This window comes from Plantibacter sp. LMC-P-059a (assembly GCF_030209505.1).
GTDB lineage: Bacteria > Actinomycetota > Actinomycetes > Actinomycetales > Microbacteriaceae > Plantibacter.
In genome coordinates, this window is record NZ_JARVRZ010000008.1 from 52,839 (window position 1) to 72,802 (window position 19,964).

General features: G+C 69.3%; 15 protein-coding genes. 7 read left to right on the top strand and 8 right to left on the bottom strand.

Features of this window, described 5'->3' with window-relative positions; genetic code table 11:
* Positions 1-91 precede the first annotated feature (91 nt).
* Together QRN27_RS17460 and QRN27_RS17465 are read right to left on the bottom strand one after the other, a co-directional pair.
* Positions 92-1,399 (bottom strand): MFS transporter, encoded by a 1,308-nt coding sequence (locus QRN27_RS17460; RefSeq protein WP_285043307.1) that lies wholly within the window; start codon positions 1,397-1,399, stop codon positions 92-94.
* A gap of 9 nt (positions 1,400-1,408) precedes the next feature.
* The gene (locus QRN27_RS17465; protein WP_285043308.1) at positions 1,409-2,332 is read right to left on the bottom strand and encodes a proteasome assembly chaperone family protein; all 924 of its coding nucleotides are present in this window, start codon (positions 2,330-2,332) and stop codon (positions 1,409-1,411) included.
* A 120-nt stretch (positions 2,333-2,452) separates the two neighbouring features.
* Between QRN27_RS17465 and QRN27_RS17470 the strand changes: the two genes are divergently transcribed.
* The 3 genes from QRN27_RS17470 (at position 2,453) to sucB (ending at position 6,880) form a co-directional block, all read left to right on the top strand.
* Positions 2,453-3,955: a leucyl aminopeptidase gene (locus QRN27_RS17470; protein ID WP_285043309.1), complete on the top strand. Its 1,503-nt coding sequence runs from the start codon at positions 2,453-2,455 to the stop codon at positions 3,953-3,955.
* 95 nt (positions 3,956-4,050) lie between these two features.
* Positions 4,051-5,424: a dihydrolipoyl dehydrogenase gene (gene lpdA, locus QRN27_RS17475; RefSeq protein WP_285043310.1), complete on the top strand. Its 1,374-nt coding sequence runs from the start codon at positions 4,051-4,053 to the stop codon at positions 5,422-5,424.
* 61 nt (positions 5,425-5,485) lie between these two features.
* Entirely contained in the window at positions 5,486-6,880 is a 1,395-nt protein-coding gene (sucB, locus tag QRN27_RS17480) for a 2-oxoglutarate dehydrogenase, E2 component, dihydrolipoamide succinyltransferase (protein ID WP_285043311.1), read from the top strand.
* 30 nt (positions 6,881-6,910) lie between these two features.
* Here the strand turns inward: sucB and QRN27_RS17485 are convergent, their stop codons facing one another.
* On the bottom strand, positions 6,911-8,437 hold the full coding sequence (locus tag QRN27_RS17485; RefSeq protein WP_285043312.1) for a protein kinase domain-containing protein: 1,527 nt from the start codon (positions 8,435-8,437) through the stop codon (positions 6,911-6,913).
* Between the two features lie 131 nt (positions 8,438-8,568).
* Here QRN27_RS17485 and QRN27_RS17490 point away from each other — a divergent pair, with 131 nt between their 5' ends.
* Positions 8,569-9,273 carry a DUF4191 domain-containing protein gene (locus QRN27_RS17490; RefSeq protein ID WP_056005980.1) on the top strand — a complete coding sequence of 235 codons (705 nt, stop codon included), beginning with the start codon at positions 8,569-8,571 and terminating at the stop codon, positions 9,271-9,273.
* A gap of 92 nt (positions 9,274-9,365) precedes the next feature.
* Here the strand turns inward: QRN27_RS17490 and QRN27_RS17495 are convergent, their stop codons facing one another.
* Positions 9,366-9,797: an RDD family protein gene (locus QRN27_RS17495; RefSeq protein WP_285043313.1), complete on the bottom strand. Its 432-nt coding sequence runs from the start codon at positions 9,795-9,797 to the stop codon at positions 9,366-9,368.
* 139 nt (positions 9,798-9,936) lie between these two features.
* Here QRN27_RS17495 and glnA point away from each other — a divergent pair, with 139 nt between their 5' ends.
* Positions 9,937-11,361 carry a type I glutamate--ammonia ligase gene (gene glnA, locus QRN27_RS17500; RefSeq protein WP_056005986.1) on the top strand — a complete coding sequence of 475 codons (1,425 nt, stop codon included), beginning with the start codon at positions 9,937-9,939 and terminating at the stop codon, positions 11,359-11,361.
* An 84-nt stretch (positions 11,362-11,445) separates the two neighbouring features.
* Here glnA and QRN27_RS17505 read toward each other — a convergent pair whose 3' ends face one another.
* From QRN27_RS17505 to QRN27_RS17520, 4 genes are all read right to left on the bottom strand, one after another.
* Positions 11,446-14,439 (bottom strand): bifunctional [glutamine synthetase] adenylyltransferase/[glutamine synthetase]-adenylyl-L-tyrosine phosphorylase, encoded by a 2,994-nt coding sequence (locus tag QRN27_RS17505; protein WP_285043319.1) that lies wholly within the window; start codon positions 14,437-14,439, stop codon positions 11,446-11,448.
* 21 nt (positions 14,440-14,460) lie between these two features.
* The gene (locus tag QRN27_RS17510; RefSeq protein WP_056005992.1) at positions 14,461-15,816 is read right to left on the bottom strand and encodes a glutamine synthetase family protein; all 1,356 of its coding nucleotides are present in this window, start codon (positions 15,814-15,816) and stop codon (positions 14,461-14,463) included.
* A gap of 99 nt (positions 15,817-15,915) precedes the next feature.
* Positions 15,916-17,799, bottom strand: a complete 1,884-nt coding sequence (locus QRN27_RS17515; protein ID WP_285043314.1) for a hypothetical protein — start codon at positions 17,797-17,799, stop codon at positions 15,916-15,918.
* Positions 17,800-17,965: 166 nt separating this feature from the next.
* Positions 17,966-18,151 (bottom strand): SPOR domain-containing protein, encoded by a 186-nt coding sequence (locus tag QRN27_RS17520; RefSeq protein ID WP_285043315.1) that lies wholly within the window; start codon positions 18,149-18,151, stop codon positions 17,966-17,968.
* Positions 18,152-18,185: 34 nt separating this feature from the next.
* On the opposite strand from QRN27_RS17520, the gene map reads away from it, so the two are divergent.
* On the top strand, positions 18,186-19,088 hold the full coding sequence (gene map, locus QRN27_RS17525) for a type I methionyl aminopeptidase (protein WP_285043316.1): 903 nt from the start codon (positions 18,186-18,188) through the stop codon (positions 19,086-19,088).
* Between the two features lie 10 nt (positions 19,089-19,098).
* Entirely contained in the window at positions 19,099-19,875 is a 777-nt protein-coding gene (ppgK, locus tag QRN27_RS17530; RefSeq protein ID WP_285043317.1) for a polyphosphate--glucose phosphotransferase, read from the top strand.
* The last annotated feature ends 89 nt before the right edge of the window (positions 19,876-19,964 follow it).

Consider the following 19,964-nt stretch of genomic DNA (forward strand, 5'->3'; position numbering starts at 1 on the left):
AACGGGTCCGAGATCTATTATAGCGCGCTACGGAAGGCCACAGAGCCACCGGCGATTTGTCAAGAGCCGGTCCGTCGCACGAGGCGAACGCTCAGCGACGGCGACCGAGTCGGGCACGGACGGCGATCCACAACGGGCCGACCGCGATCCCCTCCTCCTCGACGAAGCGCTTCCGCGTGCGCGACCTGGCCACGAGCAGCATGGCGACGCCGAACCCGATCACGAGGTACTGCACGGAGAACGCGATCCTGAAACTGTCCATCGAGTAGTCGGCGCGAGAGCCGCCACTCACCGCGTCGATGATGAGGCCGATCAGGAACATGATGACGAAGCTCGCGAGGAACCCGCCGACGTTGACGATGCCGTTCGCGCCACCGAGTGCCCGGATGGGGTTGAAGGTCCTGGCGAAGTCGAACCCGATCAGCGACCCGGGCCCGCCGACCCCCACGACGACGAACAGGACGATGACGAGCCACATCGGAGGGACTCCGGGCCACAGGAGCAGGGCCGCCCATGCGAGGCCCATGACCGTCACGATGCAGAGCACCAGGTTGCTGCGTCGATACGGGAACCGCGCGGTGAGCACGCCGATGATCGGCCCCGCGATCATGCCGGAGACGACGATCACGATGAGGAGAGACGCCGCCAGCGGCTGCGAGTACCCGAGCGCGTAGACCATGAACGGGAAGCCCCAGAGCAGGGTGAGGACGGTTCCGGAGGACTGGGTCACGAAGTGCGACCAGAACCCGAGACGGGTGCCGGGCCGCCGCAGGCTGACCACGACCTCGCGGACGACGTGTCCCCAGCTCTCCGGCCGAGGGGCCTCGTCCGACCCGGTCGGGCGGTCGCGCACGACGATCAGCACGCCCACGAGGGCGAGCAGGACCAGACCCGCCGCGCCGAGGAACGCCGGCGACCACCCGAGGGCGTGCAGGACGAAGGAGAAGGGGACCGCTGACAGGACCTGGCCGATCTGCCCGATGTTCCCGACCCACTGCGAGACGATCGGCACGCGGTGCGTGGGGAACCAGGAGTTCACGAGCCGGAGGACCGAGGTGAACACGGCGGCGTCGCCGAGTCCCACGAGCATCCGCCCGACGATGGCGCCGCCCAGTTCGGTCGTGAGCCCCAACCAGATCTGACCGATCATGACGACCGACAAACCGGCTGCGATGAGGATCCGTGGACCGAGGCGGTCGATCAGGACGCCGACGGGGACCTGCATCGCGGCGTAGACGATCAGCTGCGCGACCGCGAGCGTCGAGAGCGCGGCAGCGTCGATGTGGAACCGACCGGTGGCGTCGACGGCCGCGACACCGAGCGTCGACCGCTGCATGACGGTGATGAGGTAGGCGAACACTCCGACGCCGAACACCCACCAGACGCGTCGAGATCCCACCGATCCAGCTTAGGCGCTCGAACGGTCCTCGTCGCCGTGCCGCCTGCTGGCGAGGAACTTCTCGAGTTCGGCCGCGATCTCGTCGGCGGTCGGCAGGGCGCCGTCGATGTCGGTCAGCGGCGACTTCGGGGAGTTGTCGGCCATGTAGGCGTCGTAGCGCTCTTCGAGCGTCGTGACGAGCTGGCCGAGTTCGTGGTTCGTGCCGACCTGTTCGTCGATCTTGGCGAGGAAGTCACGGCCGTCCTCACGGAGCCGGTCCGTCGGGAAGATCAAGCCGGTCGCGGCACTCAGGCTCTCGATGGCCATGATCGCCGCGGCAGGGAACTCCGTGTCCGCCAGGTAATGCGGAACGAGGAGGACGAACGCCGCGATGCTGTCGCCGCGCTCGTAGAGGCGGTGTTCGAGCAGGTGCAGCACGTTGGACGGCACCTGTGTGCGCGGGCGCCAGACCGAGAGCGACTCGATGAGGTCGAAGCGGTTGCCGCTCACGGTCACGCCGATGGGTCGGGTGTGCGGGACCGGCATGGGGATCGCGTGGACCCAGGTCGTGTCGCTCACTCGGAACCGGTCGACGAGTTCCAGCACCGCGGCCACGAAACGCCCCCACAGGAAGTCCGGCTCGAAGCCGGTGAGCAGGAGGAACGGCGATCCGAGCTCGTCATGCGCGAGCGAGAGCGTCAACCGCGGCGGACGGTACTCGGTCAGGTGGTCCTGGTCGAAGGAGATGATCGGTCGGCGCGCGCGGTAGTCGAGCAGCACGTCGGCGTCGAACTCGGCGACGACCGTCGTGTCGAGCACGTCGTCGAGGTAGGCGTTCAGCTGCCCGACCGCTCCCCCGGCGTCGGAGAAACCGGTGAGCCCCGCCACCAGGTGCAGTCCGGCGGGCACGTCGATCTCCGCGTGCACCTCGTAGAGGTCGTCTGGCGTAGGCATGCTCCAACTCTAAACGGGGGTGTCGAAGGCCCCCGCCCCTCGACGCCCTCCGGGTACCGCCGAGAGCGAACAGGGTCGGCATCGCGTCCGGCCCGCTGGGTGCGTGCCTACGATGGAGACATGACGATCCCCGCACTGTCCGTCGTGTCCGCCACCGTGGAGCAGCTCGAGGGCGAGTTGCTCGTCCTCGCGGTGAGGCAGGGTCAGGACGGCCCGGAACTCCTCGCTCCCGAGCCCTACACGGCACTGACCGCAGAGCTTCCCGCCTTCGGTATCTCCGGGGCCGAAGACCAGGTGCGTCGGCTCCCCGATCGATTCGGCACCGCGACGGGTCTCGTCCTTATGGGGGTCGGCGCCGACACGGACCCTGCGGCCTTCCGTCGCGCCGCAGGCGCGGTGACCCGAGGGCTGGACGGCCACACCTCCATCACGTTCGCATTGACGGAGGAGACGGCGGAGGCAGCGGAAGCCGTCCTCGAAGGCGCAGCCATCGGCTCGTACCGCTACACCGCTTCCCGTGGCACCGGAACGCCGTCGGCGCCTGGCCCCCTCGAGCGCGTCACGGTCGTCGTCCCGCCAGCCCTCGACGCCCCTGGCATCGACGTCGCCGAGCACGCTGCGGCGGTCGCCGAGGCCATCGGGCTCGTCAAGGACCTCGTCAACACCCCGCCGAACGATCTCTACCCGGCGACCTTCGCCGACGCCGCGCGGGCCGCCGTGGACGGCCTCGACGTCGAGGTCGAGGAATGGGACGAGACCCGCCTGGCCGAGGACGGCTTCGGCGGCATCCTCGGGGTCGGGCAGGGATCCTCACGGCCCCCGCGTCTCGTGAAGCTGAGCTACCACCCGGAGGCGGCTCGAACGCACCTCGCACTCGTCGGCAAGGGCATCACCTTCGACAGCGGTGGGCTGTCGTTGAAGCCGCCGGTGTCGATGGTCGGGATGAAGTACGACATGACCGGGGCGGCCACCGTCCTCGCCGTCCTGGCCGCCGCCGCGCGCCTGGGCGTGCCGACGAGGCTCACCGCCTGGTTGTGTCTCGCCGAGAACCTCCCCTCCGGGACCGCGATCCGACCGAACGACGTCCTCACGATCCGTGGCGGTCGTACGGTCGAGGTCACCAACACCGACGCCGAGGGCCGTCTGGTCCTGGCCGACGGCCTGGTCGCCGCCGCTGAAGAGGAGCCCGACGCGATCATCGACGTCGCGACCCTCACCGGTGCCGCCGTGGTGGCGCTGGGCAACCGCTACACCGGGGTCATGGGCGACGCCGCGTTCGTGACCGACCTCATCGCGACCGGGTTCGGCGCCGACGAGCTCTTCTGGCCGATGCCGTTCCCCGCGGAACTCCGCAAGGTGCTCGACTCGGACGTGGCCGACCTCGCGAACGCGAAGCCGGGAACCACCGCGGGCGGCATGCTCGTCGCCGGGACCTTCCTGCGGGAGTTCATCCCCGAACGCACCGATGCCGAAGGCGTGGCGACCCGCATCCCGTGGGCGCACCTCGACATCGCCGGCAGCGCCATGAACGGCGACGCGGCGTACGGGTTCACCGCCAAGGGACCGACCGGTGTCGCGGTCCGCACACTCCTCGCAATGGCCGAGGAGATTAGCCACCCGTAGTAAGGTCGATGGGGGCGGTTCGACCTGCCTCGACACCGCCGAACACACCACGACGGTTTCCGATCGACCACGAAGCACACACAAGGAGCAACGGAGTGTCCGAGCAGAATTTTGACCTGGTAGTCCTGGGAGGCGGAAGCGGCGGATACGCTGCGGCGCTGCGCGCTTCGCAGCTCGGCCTCACCGTCGGCATGATCGAGAAGGACAAGGTCGGCGGCACCTGCTTGCACCGCGGCTGCATCCCGACCAAGGCGCTGTTGCACTCCGCCGAGGTCGCCGACGCGTCCCGCGAGTCCGAGAAGTTCGGCGTCAAGTCGACCTTCGAAGGCATCGACATCGAGGGCGTCACGAAGTACCGCGAGGGCATCGTCGCGAAGAAGTACAAGGGTCTCCAGGGCCTCGTGAAGGCTCGTGGCATCACCACGATCGAGGGTGAGGGCCGTCTGGTCTCCCCGACGAGCGTGCAGGTCGGCGACGACCTCATCACCGGCAAGAACGTCATCCTCGCGACGGGTTCGTACAGCCGCTCGCTCCCCGGCCTCGAGATCGGCGGCCGGGTCATCACGAGCGAGCAGGCCCTGCAGCTCGACTTCGTGCCCAAGAAGGTCGCCGTGCTCGGCGGCGGCGTGATCGGTGTCGAGTTCGCAAGCGTGTGGAAGTCCTTCGGCACCGAGGTGACGATCATCGAGGCACTCCCCCACCTGGTCCCCAACGAGGACGAGGCCATCAGCAAGGCCCTCGAGCGCGCGTTCCGCAAGCGCGGGATCGACTACTCGCTCGGCGTCCGGTTCCAGGGCGTCACGCAGGACGACCAGGGCGTGCACATCACGCTCGAAGACGGCAAGACCATCGACGCCGAGCTGCTGCTCGTCGCCGTCGGCCGTGGCCCGTCGACCGCCGGCCTCGGTTTCGAGGAGGTCGGTGTCACCATCGACCGCGGCTTCGTCATCACCAACGACCGCCTCGAGACGAACATCCCCGGCCTCTACGCCGTCGGCGACATCGTCCCCGGCCTCCAGCTCGCACACCGCGGCTTCCAGCAGGGCATCTTCGTCGCCGAGGAGATCGCCGGCCTCAAGCCGGTGGTCATCGAGGACATCAACATCCCGAAGGTCACCTACAGCGACCCTGAGATCGCTTCGGTCGGTCTGAGCGAGGCGAAGGCGGCGGAGCAGTACGGCGCCGACAACATCACGAGCTACGACTTCAACCTCGCCGGCAACGGCAAGAGCGAGATCATCGGCACGAGCGGCAACGTCAAGGTCATCCGGGTCAACGACGGTCCGGTGATCGGCGTCCACATGATCGGTGCCCGCGTCGGCGAACTCATCGCCGAAGGCCAGCTCGCCGTCAACTGGGAGGCATACCCGGAGGACATCGCGCCGCTCATCCACGCGCACCCCACGCAGAACGAGGCGCTCGGCGAAGCATTCCTCGCGCTCGCAGGCAAGCCCCTGCACGCGCTGTGACGCGGCCCGAACACCCCAATAAGCTAAAGCACACACAACAGGTTTCAAAGGAGACAAGGTCATGAGCGAATCCGTCAGCCTCCCGGCACTCGGCGAGAGTGTCACCGAGGGTACGGTCACCCGCTGGCTGAAGAATGTCGGCGACACCGTGGAGGTCGACGAGCCGTTGCTCGAAGTTTCGACCGACAAGGTCGACACCGAGATCCCTTCGCCCGTCGCAGGTGTCATCGAAGCGATCCTCGTCCAGGAAGACGAGACCGTCGAGGTCGGTACCGCCCTCGTGACCATCGGTGATGGTTCGGGCGCTGCCGCAGCCGAAGAGCCCGCCCCCGCGGCGGAGCCGGCAGCTGAGGCCCCCGCCGCCGAACCTGCGCCAGCACCCGAGCCCGAACCTGCTCCGGCTCCCGCTGCTGCTCCGGCCGCTGCTCCGGCTCCGGCCGCTGCTCCGGCTCCGGCCGCTGCTCCGGCTCCCGCGGCCGCTCCGGCAGCTGCCGCTCCGGCTCCCGCCGCTGCTCCGGCACCTGCTGCTTCCGAGCAGCCCTCCGGTGTCGTCAACTCCGGCTACGTCACGCCGCTCGTCCGCCGCCTGGCGAACCAGCACGGGGTCGACCTCAACACCGTCACCGGCACCGGTGTCGGTGGACGCATCCGCAAGGAGGACGTCCTCCAGGCACAGCGTGCCGGCAGCACGACCGACACCGACACCGAGACCGCAGCGGCACCCGCCGTCCAGGTCTCGGAACTCCGCGGCACGAGCAAGGCAATGTCGCGTCTCCGCAAGGTCGTCGCGGAACGCGCCGTCGCTTCGATGCAGGGCACCGCCCAGCTCACGAGCGTCGTCGAGGTCGACGTCACGAAGGTCGCCGCACTGCGCACGGCCGTCAAGGACGAGTTCCTGGCCAAGACCGGCAACAAGCTCTCCTTCCTGCCGTTCTTCGCCCTCGCAGCCAGCGAGGCACTCCAGACGTACCCGATCATCAACGCCACGGTCGACGGCGATCAGATCGTCTACCCGGAGACCGAGAACCTCGCGATCGCGGTCGACACCGAGCGTGGTCTCCTCACCCCGGTCATCCGTGACTCCGGCTCCAAGTCGATCGCGGAGCTCGGCGCGGAGATCGCCGACCTCGCCCAGCGGACGCGCGACAACAAGCTGCAGCCCGACGAGCTCTCCGGCGGGACGTTCACGCTGACGAACACCGGCTCGCGGGGTGCGCTGTTCGACACCCCGATCGTGTTCCTGCCGCAGTCGGCGATTCTCGGAACCGGCATCGTGACCAAGAAGCCGGTCGTCGTGACGGTCGACGGGGCCGACGCCATCGCCATCCGTTCGACGGTCTATCTCGCCCTGAGCTACGACCACCGGATCATCGACGGCGCGGACGCTGCACGCTTCCTCGTCCAGGTGAAGAACCGCCTCGAAGCAGGCGACTTCCGCGGCTCGCTCGGGATCTGATCGCAGCACGACCACCCGGGGATCACCGCCTCATCCGGCGGTGAAGACCTCCCGCAGACGCCAGCCCGTCTCGCCCCTCACCACGAGGAGCGTGACGGGCTGGCGTCGTTTCGGCGCACCGTCGTCCGTGGCCGCAGCCTCGGCCGTGCCTCGAAGGACGGCCGCGTCGCCCTGGCGGTCGACGAGCTCCAGGGTCGCCGCCTCGATCGATCCGATCCCGTCGCCGACCTGCTCCTCGTCCCCGAACGGCGATCCCGGTTCGACAGCCTCCCAGAGGCACGTTTCATCCGAACTCGAACGACACTGGTCGCGTCTGAGCACGAGCGCGCGGGCGGCTGCGAGCGGATCATCGCCCTCCACGGCGTCGACGGCGTCGACGGCCTCGGCGGACGGGGCAGCATCGGCCTGCATGGAGGGGACGGGCGCAGGAGCGGAGGACGGGGCCTGCGACGTCGAGGGCTGCTGCCCGCTCGAACCAGCGTCGGCTGTGCTCGGCGCCTCCGGCGGCAGGAGGACCATCGCGGTCGACGCCAGGACCACGGCAGCGCCTGCTCCGCCGAGGACCAGGCGCCGGCGCGGCGGGCTGCCGCGCCGCGCTGCCGGGCGGTCGGCGGCCGCGTCGTGTGAGCGGCGACCCGGGCGCACGTCGAGACGCTGACGAAACCTCGCCGCCAGGGGCGTGCGGCGTCTCGCCTCGGCGGCAGCACGTCTCGTCGGCGGCGTGGTCGCCCGCATCGCCCGGTCGTGTTCGACGGCGGCACGGATCTCGTCGGCTGCGGTACCCGTCGGAGGATCGATGCGGTCCAGGAGGACCGGCAGGGGTCTCGCGAGGGCATGGATCCGTTGCTGCAGGCGGTTGGCGATCTCATGATCGGCGAGTCCTGGTGCGAGTTCCGCGACCCACGGCTCGGTCGTTGGCTGGTCGGCGGACGGCGTCGATCGCAGCACGCCGTCCATGAGTCTGGAGAACGCCGACCAGTCGTCGACGAACGCCGGGTCTGGGCGGCCGGTCCCGCCGCTGAGACCGGGTCGGTCGACGGCGACGGCCCGGGACCAACCGGCGAGGACCGGTCGACCGTCGGCGGCGAACGACACCGCGGTGGCCGCGATGCCACCGTGAGCGATGCCCGCGAGATGTGCCGCGCGGACCGCGTCGACGAGCGGAGCCAGGATGGTGACGGCTTCGCCCGGCGCGATCGACTCGCGGCGGCGCAACAACTCCCCCAGGGTGCCGCCGGCGAGCCGTTCGACCAGCAGGCACGGCAGACCGCCGGGATCCTCGGCGACATCGATGAGTTTCACGATGTGCGGATGGTCGAGACGCGACAGGATGGCCGCTCGGCGCCAGAGGCCCCGCTCGGCGGCGTCCGCCCTGGCGCGGAGCAGCACTGCATCGACGACGGTCGGAGCCAGGACCCCGCCGCCGGGACCGCCGGGCTCGGCGTCGACGGGCACCGTCGAGTAGGCCGTCCACTCCTGGCCGGTGCCCAGGCGTCTGACGAGGCGACGGCCTGCCACGGTGACTGCTGCATCGGACGGATCGATCGACGTTTCCATACCCTGATCCTGTGACGTCCGGGATCTGCCGCCTCGGTCCGCACCGATGGTTGTGGACAGGGAACCGGAGGGGCGCTCCTGTGGAGCACATCGCAGCATCACGACCCTCCGGCACCGGCTATCCTGGGTGTATGGCTCAGAAGGACGCGCCCCCGGCGGCGCAGAAGGAACCAGGGCGGATCAAGCAGCTCTGGCAGGTGTTCCAGCTCACCCGTCGCCACGACAAGGCGGCGCAGTGGTTGATGCTCGGTGGGTTCATCCTGCCGGTGCTCATCGGCATCGCCGTGGCGCTGCTGTTCTCCGCCGGCAACATCTTCGCGCTCGTCATGTGGATCATCGCGGGCGTGCTCGCGGGCATCCTGGCCGCGCTGTTCATCCTCACCCGTCGCGCGGACAAGGTCGTCTACACGCAGATCGAGGGTCGACCGGGCGCTGTCGGACAGGTCCTCCGTGCAGCACCACGCTCGTGGCAGACGAGCGAGATGCCCGTCGCCGTGAACCCCAAGACCCAGGACGCGATCTACCGTGCCGTCGGCCGTGGGGGCGTCGCCCTGATCGCGGAAGGACCACGATCGCGGACCTCACGCCTGCTCGAGGACGAGAAGCGCAAGGTCACCCGTATCCTCCCGAACGTGCCGATCACGGTCTTCCACGTCGGCCCCGACGCCGACTCCGTGCAGCTCCGTCAGCTCTCCGGTGCCCTCCGGAAGGTCAAGAAGTCCTTGACCAACCCCGAGGTGCTCGCCGTGAGCAACCGCCTGTCGTCGTTCGGCACCCAGCTCCCGATCCCGAAGGGCGTCGACCCGATGCGGGTCCGTCCGCAGCGCGCGCGCTGATCACCTGACGTCGCGCAGCGTCTCCCGCGCAACCGCAACGGCCGCCCTCTCCGGAGGGCGGCCGTTGTCGCGTTCCGATCGTCGGCGCGGATTCAGCGCACGCGGAGGAGCACCGTGCCGGCCACCTTGTCGTGGAACCCGCGCTGGTCCGAGTCCCAGACGAGCGCCGGCACGACGACGCACAGGAGCGCCGTCCGGACCACCGGACGCCAGAGCCCGACCCACCCGCCCGCCAGCGGCATCAACCGCATGCCGCACAGGCGGTGACCGATGCTGCCACCGATCGTGGGGATGAACACGAGCTGCATGATCGCGAAGATGACGAGCGTCGCCGTGGCGTCGTAGGCGAAGAAGGCGACGGAGAGCACCACGGCGAGAGCCCAGTCGATCACGAGGGCGGTGATTCGCCGACCGACCCGTGCGACCGAACGGACGCCGCTCTCAGGAAGTCCGAGCCGTTCGCCAGGGAAGGCACTGGGAGGAAGCTCACCGAAGGTCCGTGGATTCTGCGGGGTCTGGGGCACTGTGCCATTCTATTCGGGCGGGGATTCTCGTAACATCCACGAAACATGGGTGTCATGGCGGGGTAACCCCCTCCCCGTAGTCTCACAGGTGGCTGCGCTGTGCAGCCTCCCTGTACCAACCCCATTTGGAGCCATTCACATGTTCAGTGATTCTTCCGAAGTGCTCAAGTTCATCAAGGACACCGATGTCAAGTTCCTCGACATCCGCTTCACGGACCTTCCCGGCGTGCAGCAGCACTTCAACATCCCGGCCAGCACCGTCGACGAGGAGTTCTTCACCGTCGGCCAGCTCTTCGATGGCTCGTCCATCCGTGGCTTCGCCAACATCCACGAGTCCGACATGCAGCTCATCCCGGATGTCTCCACCGCCTACATCGACGCCTTCCGTGCCGAGCGCACGCTCATCATGGTGTTCGACATCTACAACCCCCGCAACGGCGAGATCTACTCCAAGGACCCGCGTCAGGTCGCCAAGAAGGCTGAGAAGTACCTCGCCTCGACCGGCATCGCGGACACCGCGTTCTTCGCCCCCGAAGCAGAGTTCTACATCTTCGACGACGTCCGCTACGAGGTGAACCAGCACTCGAGCTTCTACTCGGTGGACTCCGAAGAGGGAGCGTGGAACACCGGTCGCGCCGAAGAGGGCGGCAACCTCGGTAACAAGACGCCGTACAAGGGCGGCTACTTCCCCGTCAGCCCCGTCGACAAGCAGGCCGACCTCCGCGACGACATCAGCCTCAAGCTGATCGACGCCGGCCTCATCCTCGAGCGCGCTCACCACGAAGTGGGCACCGGCGGCCAGGCCGAGATCAACTACCGCTTCGACACCATGGTCGCCGCGGCGGACGACATCCTGAAGTTCAAGTACATCGTCAAGAACACGGCTGAGCTGTGGGGCAAGACCGCGACCTTCATGCCGAAGCCGCTCTTCGGTGACAACGGTTCGGGCATGCACACGCACCAGTCGCTCTGGAGCGACGGCAAGCCGCTCTTCTACGACGAGAACGGCTACGGCGGTCTCTCCGACCTCGCCCGCTGGTACATCGGTGGTCTGCTGAAGCACGCTCCCGCGGTCCTCGCCTTCACGAACCCGACGGTGAACTCCTACCACCGCCTCGTCCCCGGCTTCGAAGCTCCGGTCAACCTGGTCTACTCGGCCGGCAACCGCTCCGCGTCGATCCGCATCCCGATCACGGGCACGAACCCGAAGGCCAAGCGCATCGAGTTCCGCGCGCCCGACGCCTCCGGCAACCCGTACCTCGCGTTCGCCGCGCAGCTGATGGCGGGCCTCGACGGCATCAAGAACCGCATCGAGCCGCACGAGCCCGTCGACAAGGACCTCTACGAGCTTCCCCCCGAGGAGGCCAAGAACATCCCGCAGGTGCCCGCGTCGCTCGGTGCCGCGCTCGAGGCACTCGAGGCGGACCACGAGTTCCTCCTCGCCGGCAACGTCTTCACGCCGGAGCTCATCGAGACCTGGATCCAGTACAAGCGCGAGAACGAGATCAAGCCGCTGGCCCAGCGCCCGCACCCGTTCGAGTTCGAGCTGTACTACGGCGTCTGAGTCCCTTCAGCACCACGAACCGCCCCGTCATCCTTCCGGATGGCGGGGCGGTTCCGCGTGATCGTGCCGACGGGTGTGGCGGGCTCAGAGCCCGTAGAAGCCGTGCTCGAAGACGGTGCGGGCTCGACGGGTCGCGGCGAGGTAGTCCTGTTCCAGGAGGCTCGCCGATCCGGTCGGGTACTCCAGCAGTCGTGCGACGCCCTCGAGCTGCAGTCGGTCGCTGGGCAGCACGTCCTGGGTCTTGTTCAACCACAGGGTCATCGCCGAGCGGATCCGCGACGCCAGGATCCAAGCCTCACGGAGTCGGTTCGCGGACTCCCGATCGACGAGGTCCGCCTCCACCGCCGCGTCGAGTGCCCGGAGCGTCGACGTCGTCCGGAGCGCCGGTACGTCGACACCATGCTCGAGTTGCAGGAGCTGCACGAACCACTCGACATCGCTGAGCGATCCTCGGCCGAGTTTGAGGTGTCGGGTCGGATCGGCGCCCTGCGGCAGTCGTTCGTTCTCGACCCGCGCCTTGATCCGCTTCACCTCACGGACGGACTGCTCGCTGATGTCCGCCGGATAGCGGACGGTGTCGGCCACCTCGGTGAAGGCGGCGATGAGGTCCGGATCGCCGACGACGCCGGCAGCCCGCAGGAGCGCCTGCGCCTCCCAGGTGAGCGACCAGCGCGCGTAGTAGTTCCGGTAGGAGTCGAGGGACCGCACGAGTGGCCCGTTCTTGCCCTCCGGACGCAGGTCGAGGTCGAGGTCGAGCGGGAGCCGGGCGTCCTCGCTCAACCGGTTTAGCTCGGCGGCGATCGCAGCCGCCTGCCGTTGCGCGAGCTGTGGCTCGACGTCCGGAAGCGCCCGGAACACGTAGAGGACGTCCAGGTCCGACCCGAGGCCCAACTCGGCACCGCCGTACCGTCCCATGGCGATGATCGCGAACTCGATGTCGGCTCCGAGCCCGCCGATGCGGCGGACGGCACCCAGGAGTCCGGCGAGCGTGGCCGTCGAGACGTCGGTGAGACCTGCGGCCAGCCCCTGGACGTCGAGCATGCCGACGGTGGAGGACATCGCGAGGCGTAGGACCTCGCGTCGTCGCACCGCGCGGATGGCCGCAGCCGCGGAGTCGGGCGAGTCGTGTCGTCGGAGGATCGCCGCGATCTCCTCGCCGAGCGCCGCCGACGACCGTGGGCGGAGGTCCTCATCGCCGGCGAGCCAGGCCGCGGACTCCGGGATCCGGTCCATCAGTTCGCCGATGAACCGCGATCCGGAGAGGACCCTGGTGAGTCGCTCGGCCGCACCCGATGAGTCGCGCAACATCCGCAGGAACCAGTGCGACTCGCCGAGCGATTCGCTGAGCCGTCGGAACGCGAGCAGGCCGTAGTCGGGATCGGCGCCGTCGGCGAACCACCCCAGCATGACGGGGAGGAGATGCCGTTGGATGTTCGCGCGCCGGGACACCCCGGCGGTGAGCGCGCCGATGTGGGCCAGGGCACCGCGGGGGTCGACGAAGCCGATCGCCGCGAGTCGGGCCTCAGCCTGCCCGCTGGTCAGACTCAGTCCGCTCTCGGGCAGGGCGGCGACCGCCGAGAGCAACGGGCGGTAGAAGAGACGCTCGTGCAGTTGCCGGACGCCGTGCTTCGTCGTCTCCCACCGGGAGACGAGCGCCTGGGCGGTCGTCGCGAGCGTACTCGAGCGGGCGAGCGACCGGAGCGACGGCTCGTCGCGCGGCATCATGTGGGTGCGTTGCAGTCGTGTCAGCTGGAGTCGGTGTTCGAGGACGCGGAGCAGGCGGTAGTCGTGCGCGAACTCCTGCGCTTCGGCGCGACCGATGTACCCGGCCGTGGCGAGGCCGTCGAGCGCGGCGAGGGTGCCCCGCTGGTGGACGGAGTCGTCGAGCTGGCCGTGCACCAGCTGGAGGAGCTGCACGGTGAACTCGATGTCGCGGAGGCCGCCCGGACCGAGCTTCAACTGGTAGTGGACGTCCTCCGCGGGGATGTTCTCGGTGACCCGCTCCCGCATGCGCTGGACAGACTCCACGAAGCCCTCGCGGGACGCACTCCCCCACACCTTCGGCTGCACCGCCTCGATGTAGCGCGCCCCAAGCTCCTGATCGCCGGCGAGAGCCCTGGCCTTGAGGAGGGCCTGGAACTCCCAGCTCTTCGCCCACCGGTCGTAGTAGACGAGGTGTGATTCGAGGGTGCGAACCAGGGCGCCCGCCTTTCCCTCCGGGCGCAGGTTCGGGTCGACCTCCCAGAGGCTCGGCTCGAGACCGGCTTGGCCGAGGCCCCGCATGGTGAGGACGGCGAGCCGGGTGGCGATCTCGACGGCGCGACCGTTGTCGAGGCCGCCCTCGTCGTCCCCCGAGCCCTCGCCGACGAAGATGACGTCCACGTCCGAGACGTAGTTGAGCTCGCGCGCGCCCGCCTTGCCCATACCGATGATGGCGAACCGCGTCGCCGCGACCTCCTCGCGTGGATAGACGCCCGGGCCACGCGCGCCGCTGGTCTGCGTCCTGGCCACCGCGATCGACGCCTCCAGGGCGCCCGCAGCGAGGTCGGAGAGGGCACTGGCGACCCGGTCGAGGACGACGATGGGATCGGGGGCGCAGAGATCGAAGAGCGCGACCTCGGCGAGCAGACGACGGTAGACGACGCGGATTGCATCCCAGGCCGGTTCCTCGACGATCTCGGCGAAGCCGTCCACGGCGCCGACGCTCGCCAGCAGCTCATCGCGAGCTTCGTCGAGGGTCGGGACCCTCGTGACCGGCAACTCGAAGACCGACAACTGGTCTGGGTGCCGCAGGAAGAAGTCGATGAACCCCTGCGATGCGCCCAGCAACCGGAACAAGCGTTCGGTCGGCGCCTGGTCGGCGAGGAGCCCGGCGAGTTCGTCCGGAGATTTCCGGCCGATCATGAGCACGCCGACGAGCGCCGCGTCGGGATCCGCCGCGACGGCGAACGACGGCGTGATGACCGCCGGGTCGACCGGGACGAGCGCCGCGAGTTCCTGCAGCCGATCCCGCGCCTCGCCGAGACCGGTGAAGCCGAGCCTCGCGAGGGTGCTGAGTGAGATGTTCTCCCGGACCATACGACCCACCGGCCCCCTCGGTTAGAGCATCTCCAGGTTGCTGGCCAACTCGAACGGGGTCACCTGGGCGCGGTACTCCTGCCACTCCTGACGCTTGTTGAGCAGGACGTAGTTGAAGACCTGCTCACCGAGCGTCTCCGCGACGAGCTCGGAACCCTCCATGAGGCTCACGGCGCGGTCGAGGCTGGCGGGCAGGGCGTTGTACCCGAGGGCACGACGCTCCGTGTCGGAGAGGGTCCAGACGTTGTCCTCGGCCTCGGGTGGTAGCTCGTAGCCCTCTTCGATGCCCTTCAGGCCGGCCGCGAGCATGAGCGAGAACGCCAGGTACGGGTTGGCCGCCGAATCGATGGCTCGGTACTCGACCCGGGCGCTCTGCCCCTTGTTGGGCTTGTAGAGCGGGACTCGGACGAGCGCCGAGCGGTTGTTGTGACCCCAGCAGACGAAGCTCGGTGCCTCGGAGAGCTTGTTCGGCCCGACACCGCCCCACAGTCGCTTGTAGGAGTTCACGAACTGGTTGGTGACCGCGGTGATCTCCGGAGCGTGCGTGAGGAGCCCGGCGATGAACTGCCGACCCGTCTTGGAGAGCTGGTACTGCGCACCGGCCTCGTAGAAGGCGTTGGAATCGCCCTCGAACAGCGACATGTGTGTGTGCATGCCGCTCCCCGGCTGGTGGACGAGGGGCTTCGGCATGAAGGTCGCGTAGACGCCCTGCTCGATCGCCACCTCCTTCACGACGGTGCGGAAGGTCATGATGTTGTCGGCGGTGGTGAGGGCGTCCGCGTACCGGAGGTCGATCTCGTTCTGGCCTGGGCCGGCCTCATGGTGGCTGAACTCGACGGAGATGCCCAGGTCTTCCAGCATCCGGACGGAGCGACGACGGAAGTCGTGCGCGGTGCCGCCGGGGACGTTGTCGAAGTACCCGGCCGAGTCCACGGGCTCCGGACCGTCGACGCCGTACTGCGAGGACTTCAGGAGGTAGAACTCGATCTCGGGGTGCGTGTAGAACGTGAACCCCATGTCGGCCGCCTTGGCCAGGGTGCGCTTCAGGACGTTCCGCGGATCGGCCACGGCCGGCTGGCCGTCGGGCGTCGTGATGTCGCAGAACATGCGCGCGGTCGGGTCGATCTCGCCGCGCCACGGGAGGATCTGGAACGTCGTCGGGTCCGGGTGCGCCAGCAGATCCGACTCGTAGGACCGGCTGAGCCCCTCGATCGCGGAGCCGTCGAAACCGAGGCCCTCGGAGAAGGCGCCTTCGACCTCGGCCGGCGCGATCGCGACGGACTTGAGGGTGCCGACGACGTCGGTGAACCACAGCCGGACGAACTTGACGCCCCGCTCCTCGATCGTGCGGAGAACGAAGTCGCGCTGCTTATCCATCTGCCCCTCTTCCTTCGGCCGGCGGCCCGTGTCTAGGCTACTGGCTCCGTCCGTCTTCGTGCTCATCAGCACGCCAGGCGGAGGCGTTCGACAGGCCTGTCACCACCAGGCGAGTACGTAGACCGCCGTCCACAGCGCGGTAGCCGCCCAGAGCGTGGAGATCGCCGCGATCCGGATTCGTGAACCGCGGTGCGCCCCCTCCCAGACCGGTACGAGGCCGAGGCAACTGACGAGGAGCGCGATCGACAGCCATGGCAGGGCCGCGGGGACGCCGATCAGGCCGACCGCCGGGCTCGTCAGTCCGTCCCGCAGGAGCAGCGCGGCAGCGCCCACGGCCCAACTGGCGCCGAACACCGGCGCGATCCCCAGGCGGAGTCCGTCCTGCACCGGTTCGCGCCGGAGCGCCTGGGTGATCAGTCGGTAGGCCCAGGCGATGGACCACCCGATCGCGACCAGCGCGAACAGGATCGGGAGCGCCAGCACGAGCCACGGCCCGCCGCCGCCGGCTGTGTCCGCCGACCACCTGGCGCTCGTCGAGACGTCTGCGGCGTCGATGACGGGGATCGCGGCGTCGTCGCCGGCGCACAGGGCCGCTCGGTAGCTCGAGGGTTCACTCAGCCAGGAGCGGACCACGACCGACGCGCAGGAGCTGTTCGCGGTGGGGATCGCGCCGGAGCCGGGGAAGACCGCGGCGACGGCGGCGGTGGCCAAGCCGGTGGGCGGAGATGCCCACGCGGCGTCCTGCTCCGGTGCACTGACGACGAGGAGGGGTCGGTCGAGTGGTGGTGGCGCTGGGCTCGCCGCCACGCCGAACGCGGTACAGGCCGCCGCGGCGACGTCCTCGAGGAGGGTCGTCGTCGGGGTCCCGGGATCGGACCGTTCGGCAGCTCCAGGCCAGGCGGCCGTCGAGCACCCGAGCACGCGCCCGAGCACGCCGCCCCGTGAGAGGTCGTCGACCGCCGCCGCGGCCAGCGGGTCGAGCGCGGCACGGTGCCCCTCCGCCACGGTCTCCAGCAGGACGGGCAGCGCCGCCTGGGTCGTCGGGTCGGACAGGGCGTGCGAGACGAGTGTGAGCAGCGCGTCGCCACCGATCGTCGTCGGCCGAGCACCGGTCGTGCGGTGCGGGCTGGCCGTGAGCGCCTCGCTCGCCGCCGTCAGCCGCTCAGCCGACCAGGAGGTGTCGAGGATCGGAGCCGAGGCGGTCGCCGGTCCCGCATCGCTCGTCTCGGTCTTGTCTGAGCTCGACGGAGTCGGTGCGCGATCGTCGCCCCGCGCGCGGATCACGGAGAGCGCCGCTTCGACCCCTGCGGAGGACACGATCCCCGGCGCGCCCAGATCGGGTCCGTCGAGGACGACCCCGTCGACACCCTCCGGGTCGATGCCCGTCGCGGTGAGCGCGACACCGGCCGAGGAGCCGACCGCGAGCACCGTCCAGCGGGCATAGCCGAGTTCCTGCCGGAGGTCCCGCAGGTCCGCAGCCGCGGCCTGCACCCCGAAGTCGCCTGCCGAGAAGCCGTCCTCCTGCCAGCCCTCCGCGCAGCTCGTGAAGGCGGCCGCGACGGCCGTGACCCGTTCCTCGCGGCTCCCCTCGGTACCGAGCGCCGACCGGAACGCCTCGGCCGCCGGATCGCAGGCCAGCGTCGGGGCTGCATCCGCTCCGCCCCGCCGTTCGACGAGGACCACGTCGCGGTCGGCCGCTAGTCCACGCTCGACCGTCAGCGCGACGACGTCGAGTTCGGAGAGCGGCGTGTCTCCGGCGAGGTAGACGAGGGGCACCCGACCGGTGTCCAGCGCCGCCGGCACCACCACGTACGGGAGCGTCGCCTGCGCAGATTCGGGCACCTCCCGCGAGAGCGGGACGCTCAGCTCACCGCAGCGGGAGCCACCCGGCACCTCGACCACGCACTCGGCCGTGCGCACCTCGGCCCGAGCCGTCGGCACGTCGGACAGCGCGAGGGCCGGCAGCAGGACGACGGCGGCCACAAGGACCGCGACCGTTCTCCTGGGCGCGCTACGTAGCCTCCGCGGACGGTCGATCCTGTGCATGTTCCCCCCGCTCGAGCTTCATCGCTCGGCCCATCCTGGCGGAACACACCGCAGTGGCGGAAGAGGGCAGACCCGCACTCCCCTCGCCACGCGAGGCGGGGGCTCAGTCGTCGGCGGCTTCCTCGGCCTCCCACTTCGCGCTGTTCGCGCGCAGACGCTCGAGCGCGTGCGAGGCCTCCGCGGCCGTCTCGAAGGGGCCGACGCGGTCGACGACGCTCGACTCGAAGCCGAACTCGACCTGACCGGTCTTCGTGTTGTACCAGTACTGCTCGGACGGTTCTTTGGCCACGACGCTGCTCCCCTGCTCGGTTAGGCTCGATCCTATGCCTTTCGACTCCGCAGGTCACCTGATCCCCGGCCTCGTCGGCCGTCCGCGAGCGGTGCCGGCGACGATCGCCAGACCGGAGTACGTCGGTCGCACGGCGCCGGCCGCCGACGACCGCGGCGACCTCTACACGCCCGAGGAGATCGAGCGGATCCGCGTCGCCGGGACCATCGCGGCCGACGCCATCCAGGCGGTCGGGGCGGCGGTCCGCCCCGGTGTCACGACCGACGAACTGGACGCCATCGGGCACGCCTTCGTCATCGGCGCGGGCGCGTACCCGTCGACGCTCGGCTACCGCGGGTACCCGAAGTCCATCTGCAGCTCCGTGAACGAGGTGATCTGCCACGGCATCCCGGACGACACCGCGCTGCGCGACGGCGACCTGGTCAACATCGACATCACGGCCTACCTCGACGGCGTCCACGGTGACAGCAACGTCACCTTCCTCGTCGGTGACGCCACCGAGGAGACCCGCCTCCTCGTGGAGCGCACGAGGGAGGCACTCAACCGCGGCATCAAGGCGGTCGCGCCCGGCCGTCAGATCAACGTGATCGGTCGGGCGATCGAGTCCTACGCCAAGCGGTTCGGCTACGGCGTCGTGCGCGACTTCACCGGCCACGGGGTCGGCAGGTCGTTCCACTCAGGCCTCATCGTCCCCCACTACGACGCGGCGCCGCAGTACGACACCGTCATGGAGGTCGGCATGGTCTTCACGATCGAACCGATGCTCACCGTCGGGGCGCAGGAGTGGGAGCAGTGGGACGACGATTGGACGGTCACGACGCGCGACCGGTCCCTGACGGCCCAGTTCGAACACACCCTCGTCGTGACCGAACGTGGTGCCGAGGTCCTGACGCTCCCGAGCGGGATCGACACCACTGCAGCGCCCCGAGCGCTCTAGGCTGGACGACATGACGAATGCAGCTCCCCGGTCCGCCGTCGGCATCGATATCGGAGGGACCGGCATCAAGGGCGCGGTCGTCGATCTCACGACGGGTGAGCTCCTCACCGATCGGGTGAAGATCCCGACCCCGAAGGGCGGGGAGCCGAAGGACATCGTCGTGACCGTCCGCGAGGTGCTCGAGAAGCTCTCACCCGCCTCCGACGGGCTGCCGCTCGGCGTGTGCTTCCCGGCGATCGTGCGCAACGGCCGGACGATGTCCGCCGCGAACGTCTCCGACGCCTGGATCGGTCTGGAGGCCGAGCAGCTGTTCGAGCAGGGGCTCGGCCGGGAGATCACCTTCGTGAACGACGCCGACGCGGCCGGATACGCGGAGACCGAGTTCGGAGCGGCGAAAGGCGCGTCCGGACTCACGATCCTGACCACCCTCGGCACCGGTATCGGTACGGCGCTCATCTACAACCGCACGCTGATCCCCAACGCGGAACTCGGGCACCTGGAGATCGACGGCAAGGACGCCGAGACCCGTGCGTCCTATGCGGTCAAGGAGCGCGAGGACCTCAGCTGGGAGAAGTGGGCCAAGCGCCTGCAGAAGTACTACGAGCGTCTCGAGTTCTACTTCTCGCCCGACCAGTTCGTCGTCGGTGGCGGGGTGTCCAAGCACGCCGACCACTTCCTGCCACTGCTCAAGCTCGACACCCCCATCATCCCGGCCGTGCACCGCAACAACGCCGGCATCCTCGGAGCTGCCTCGCTCGCCGCCGGCCCTGCGGAACGCATCGCCTGAGCACGGCGGTCGCGCTGTGGCGGTGTCGTCGCAGCGTGGCCGTGCCGGGGGTGTGAACGGGTCGACCGGTACGCCGGGTTCTGTCCCAC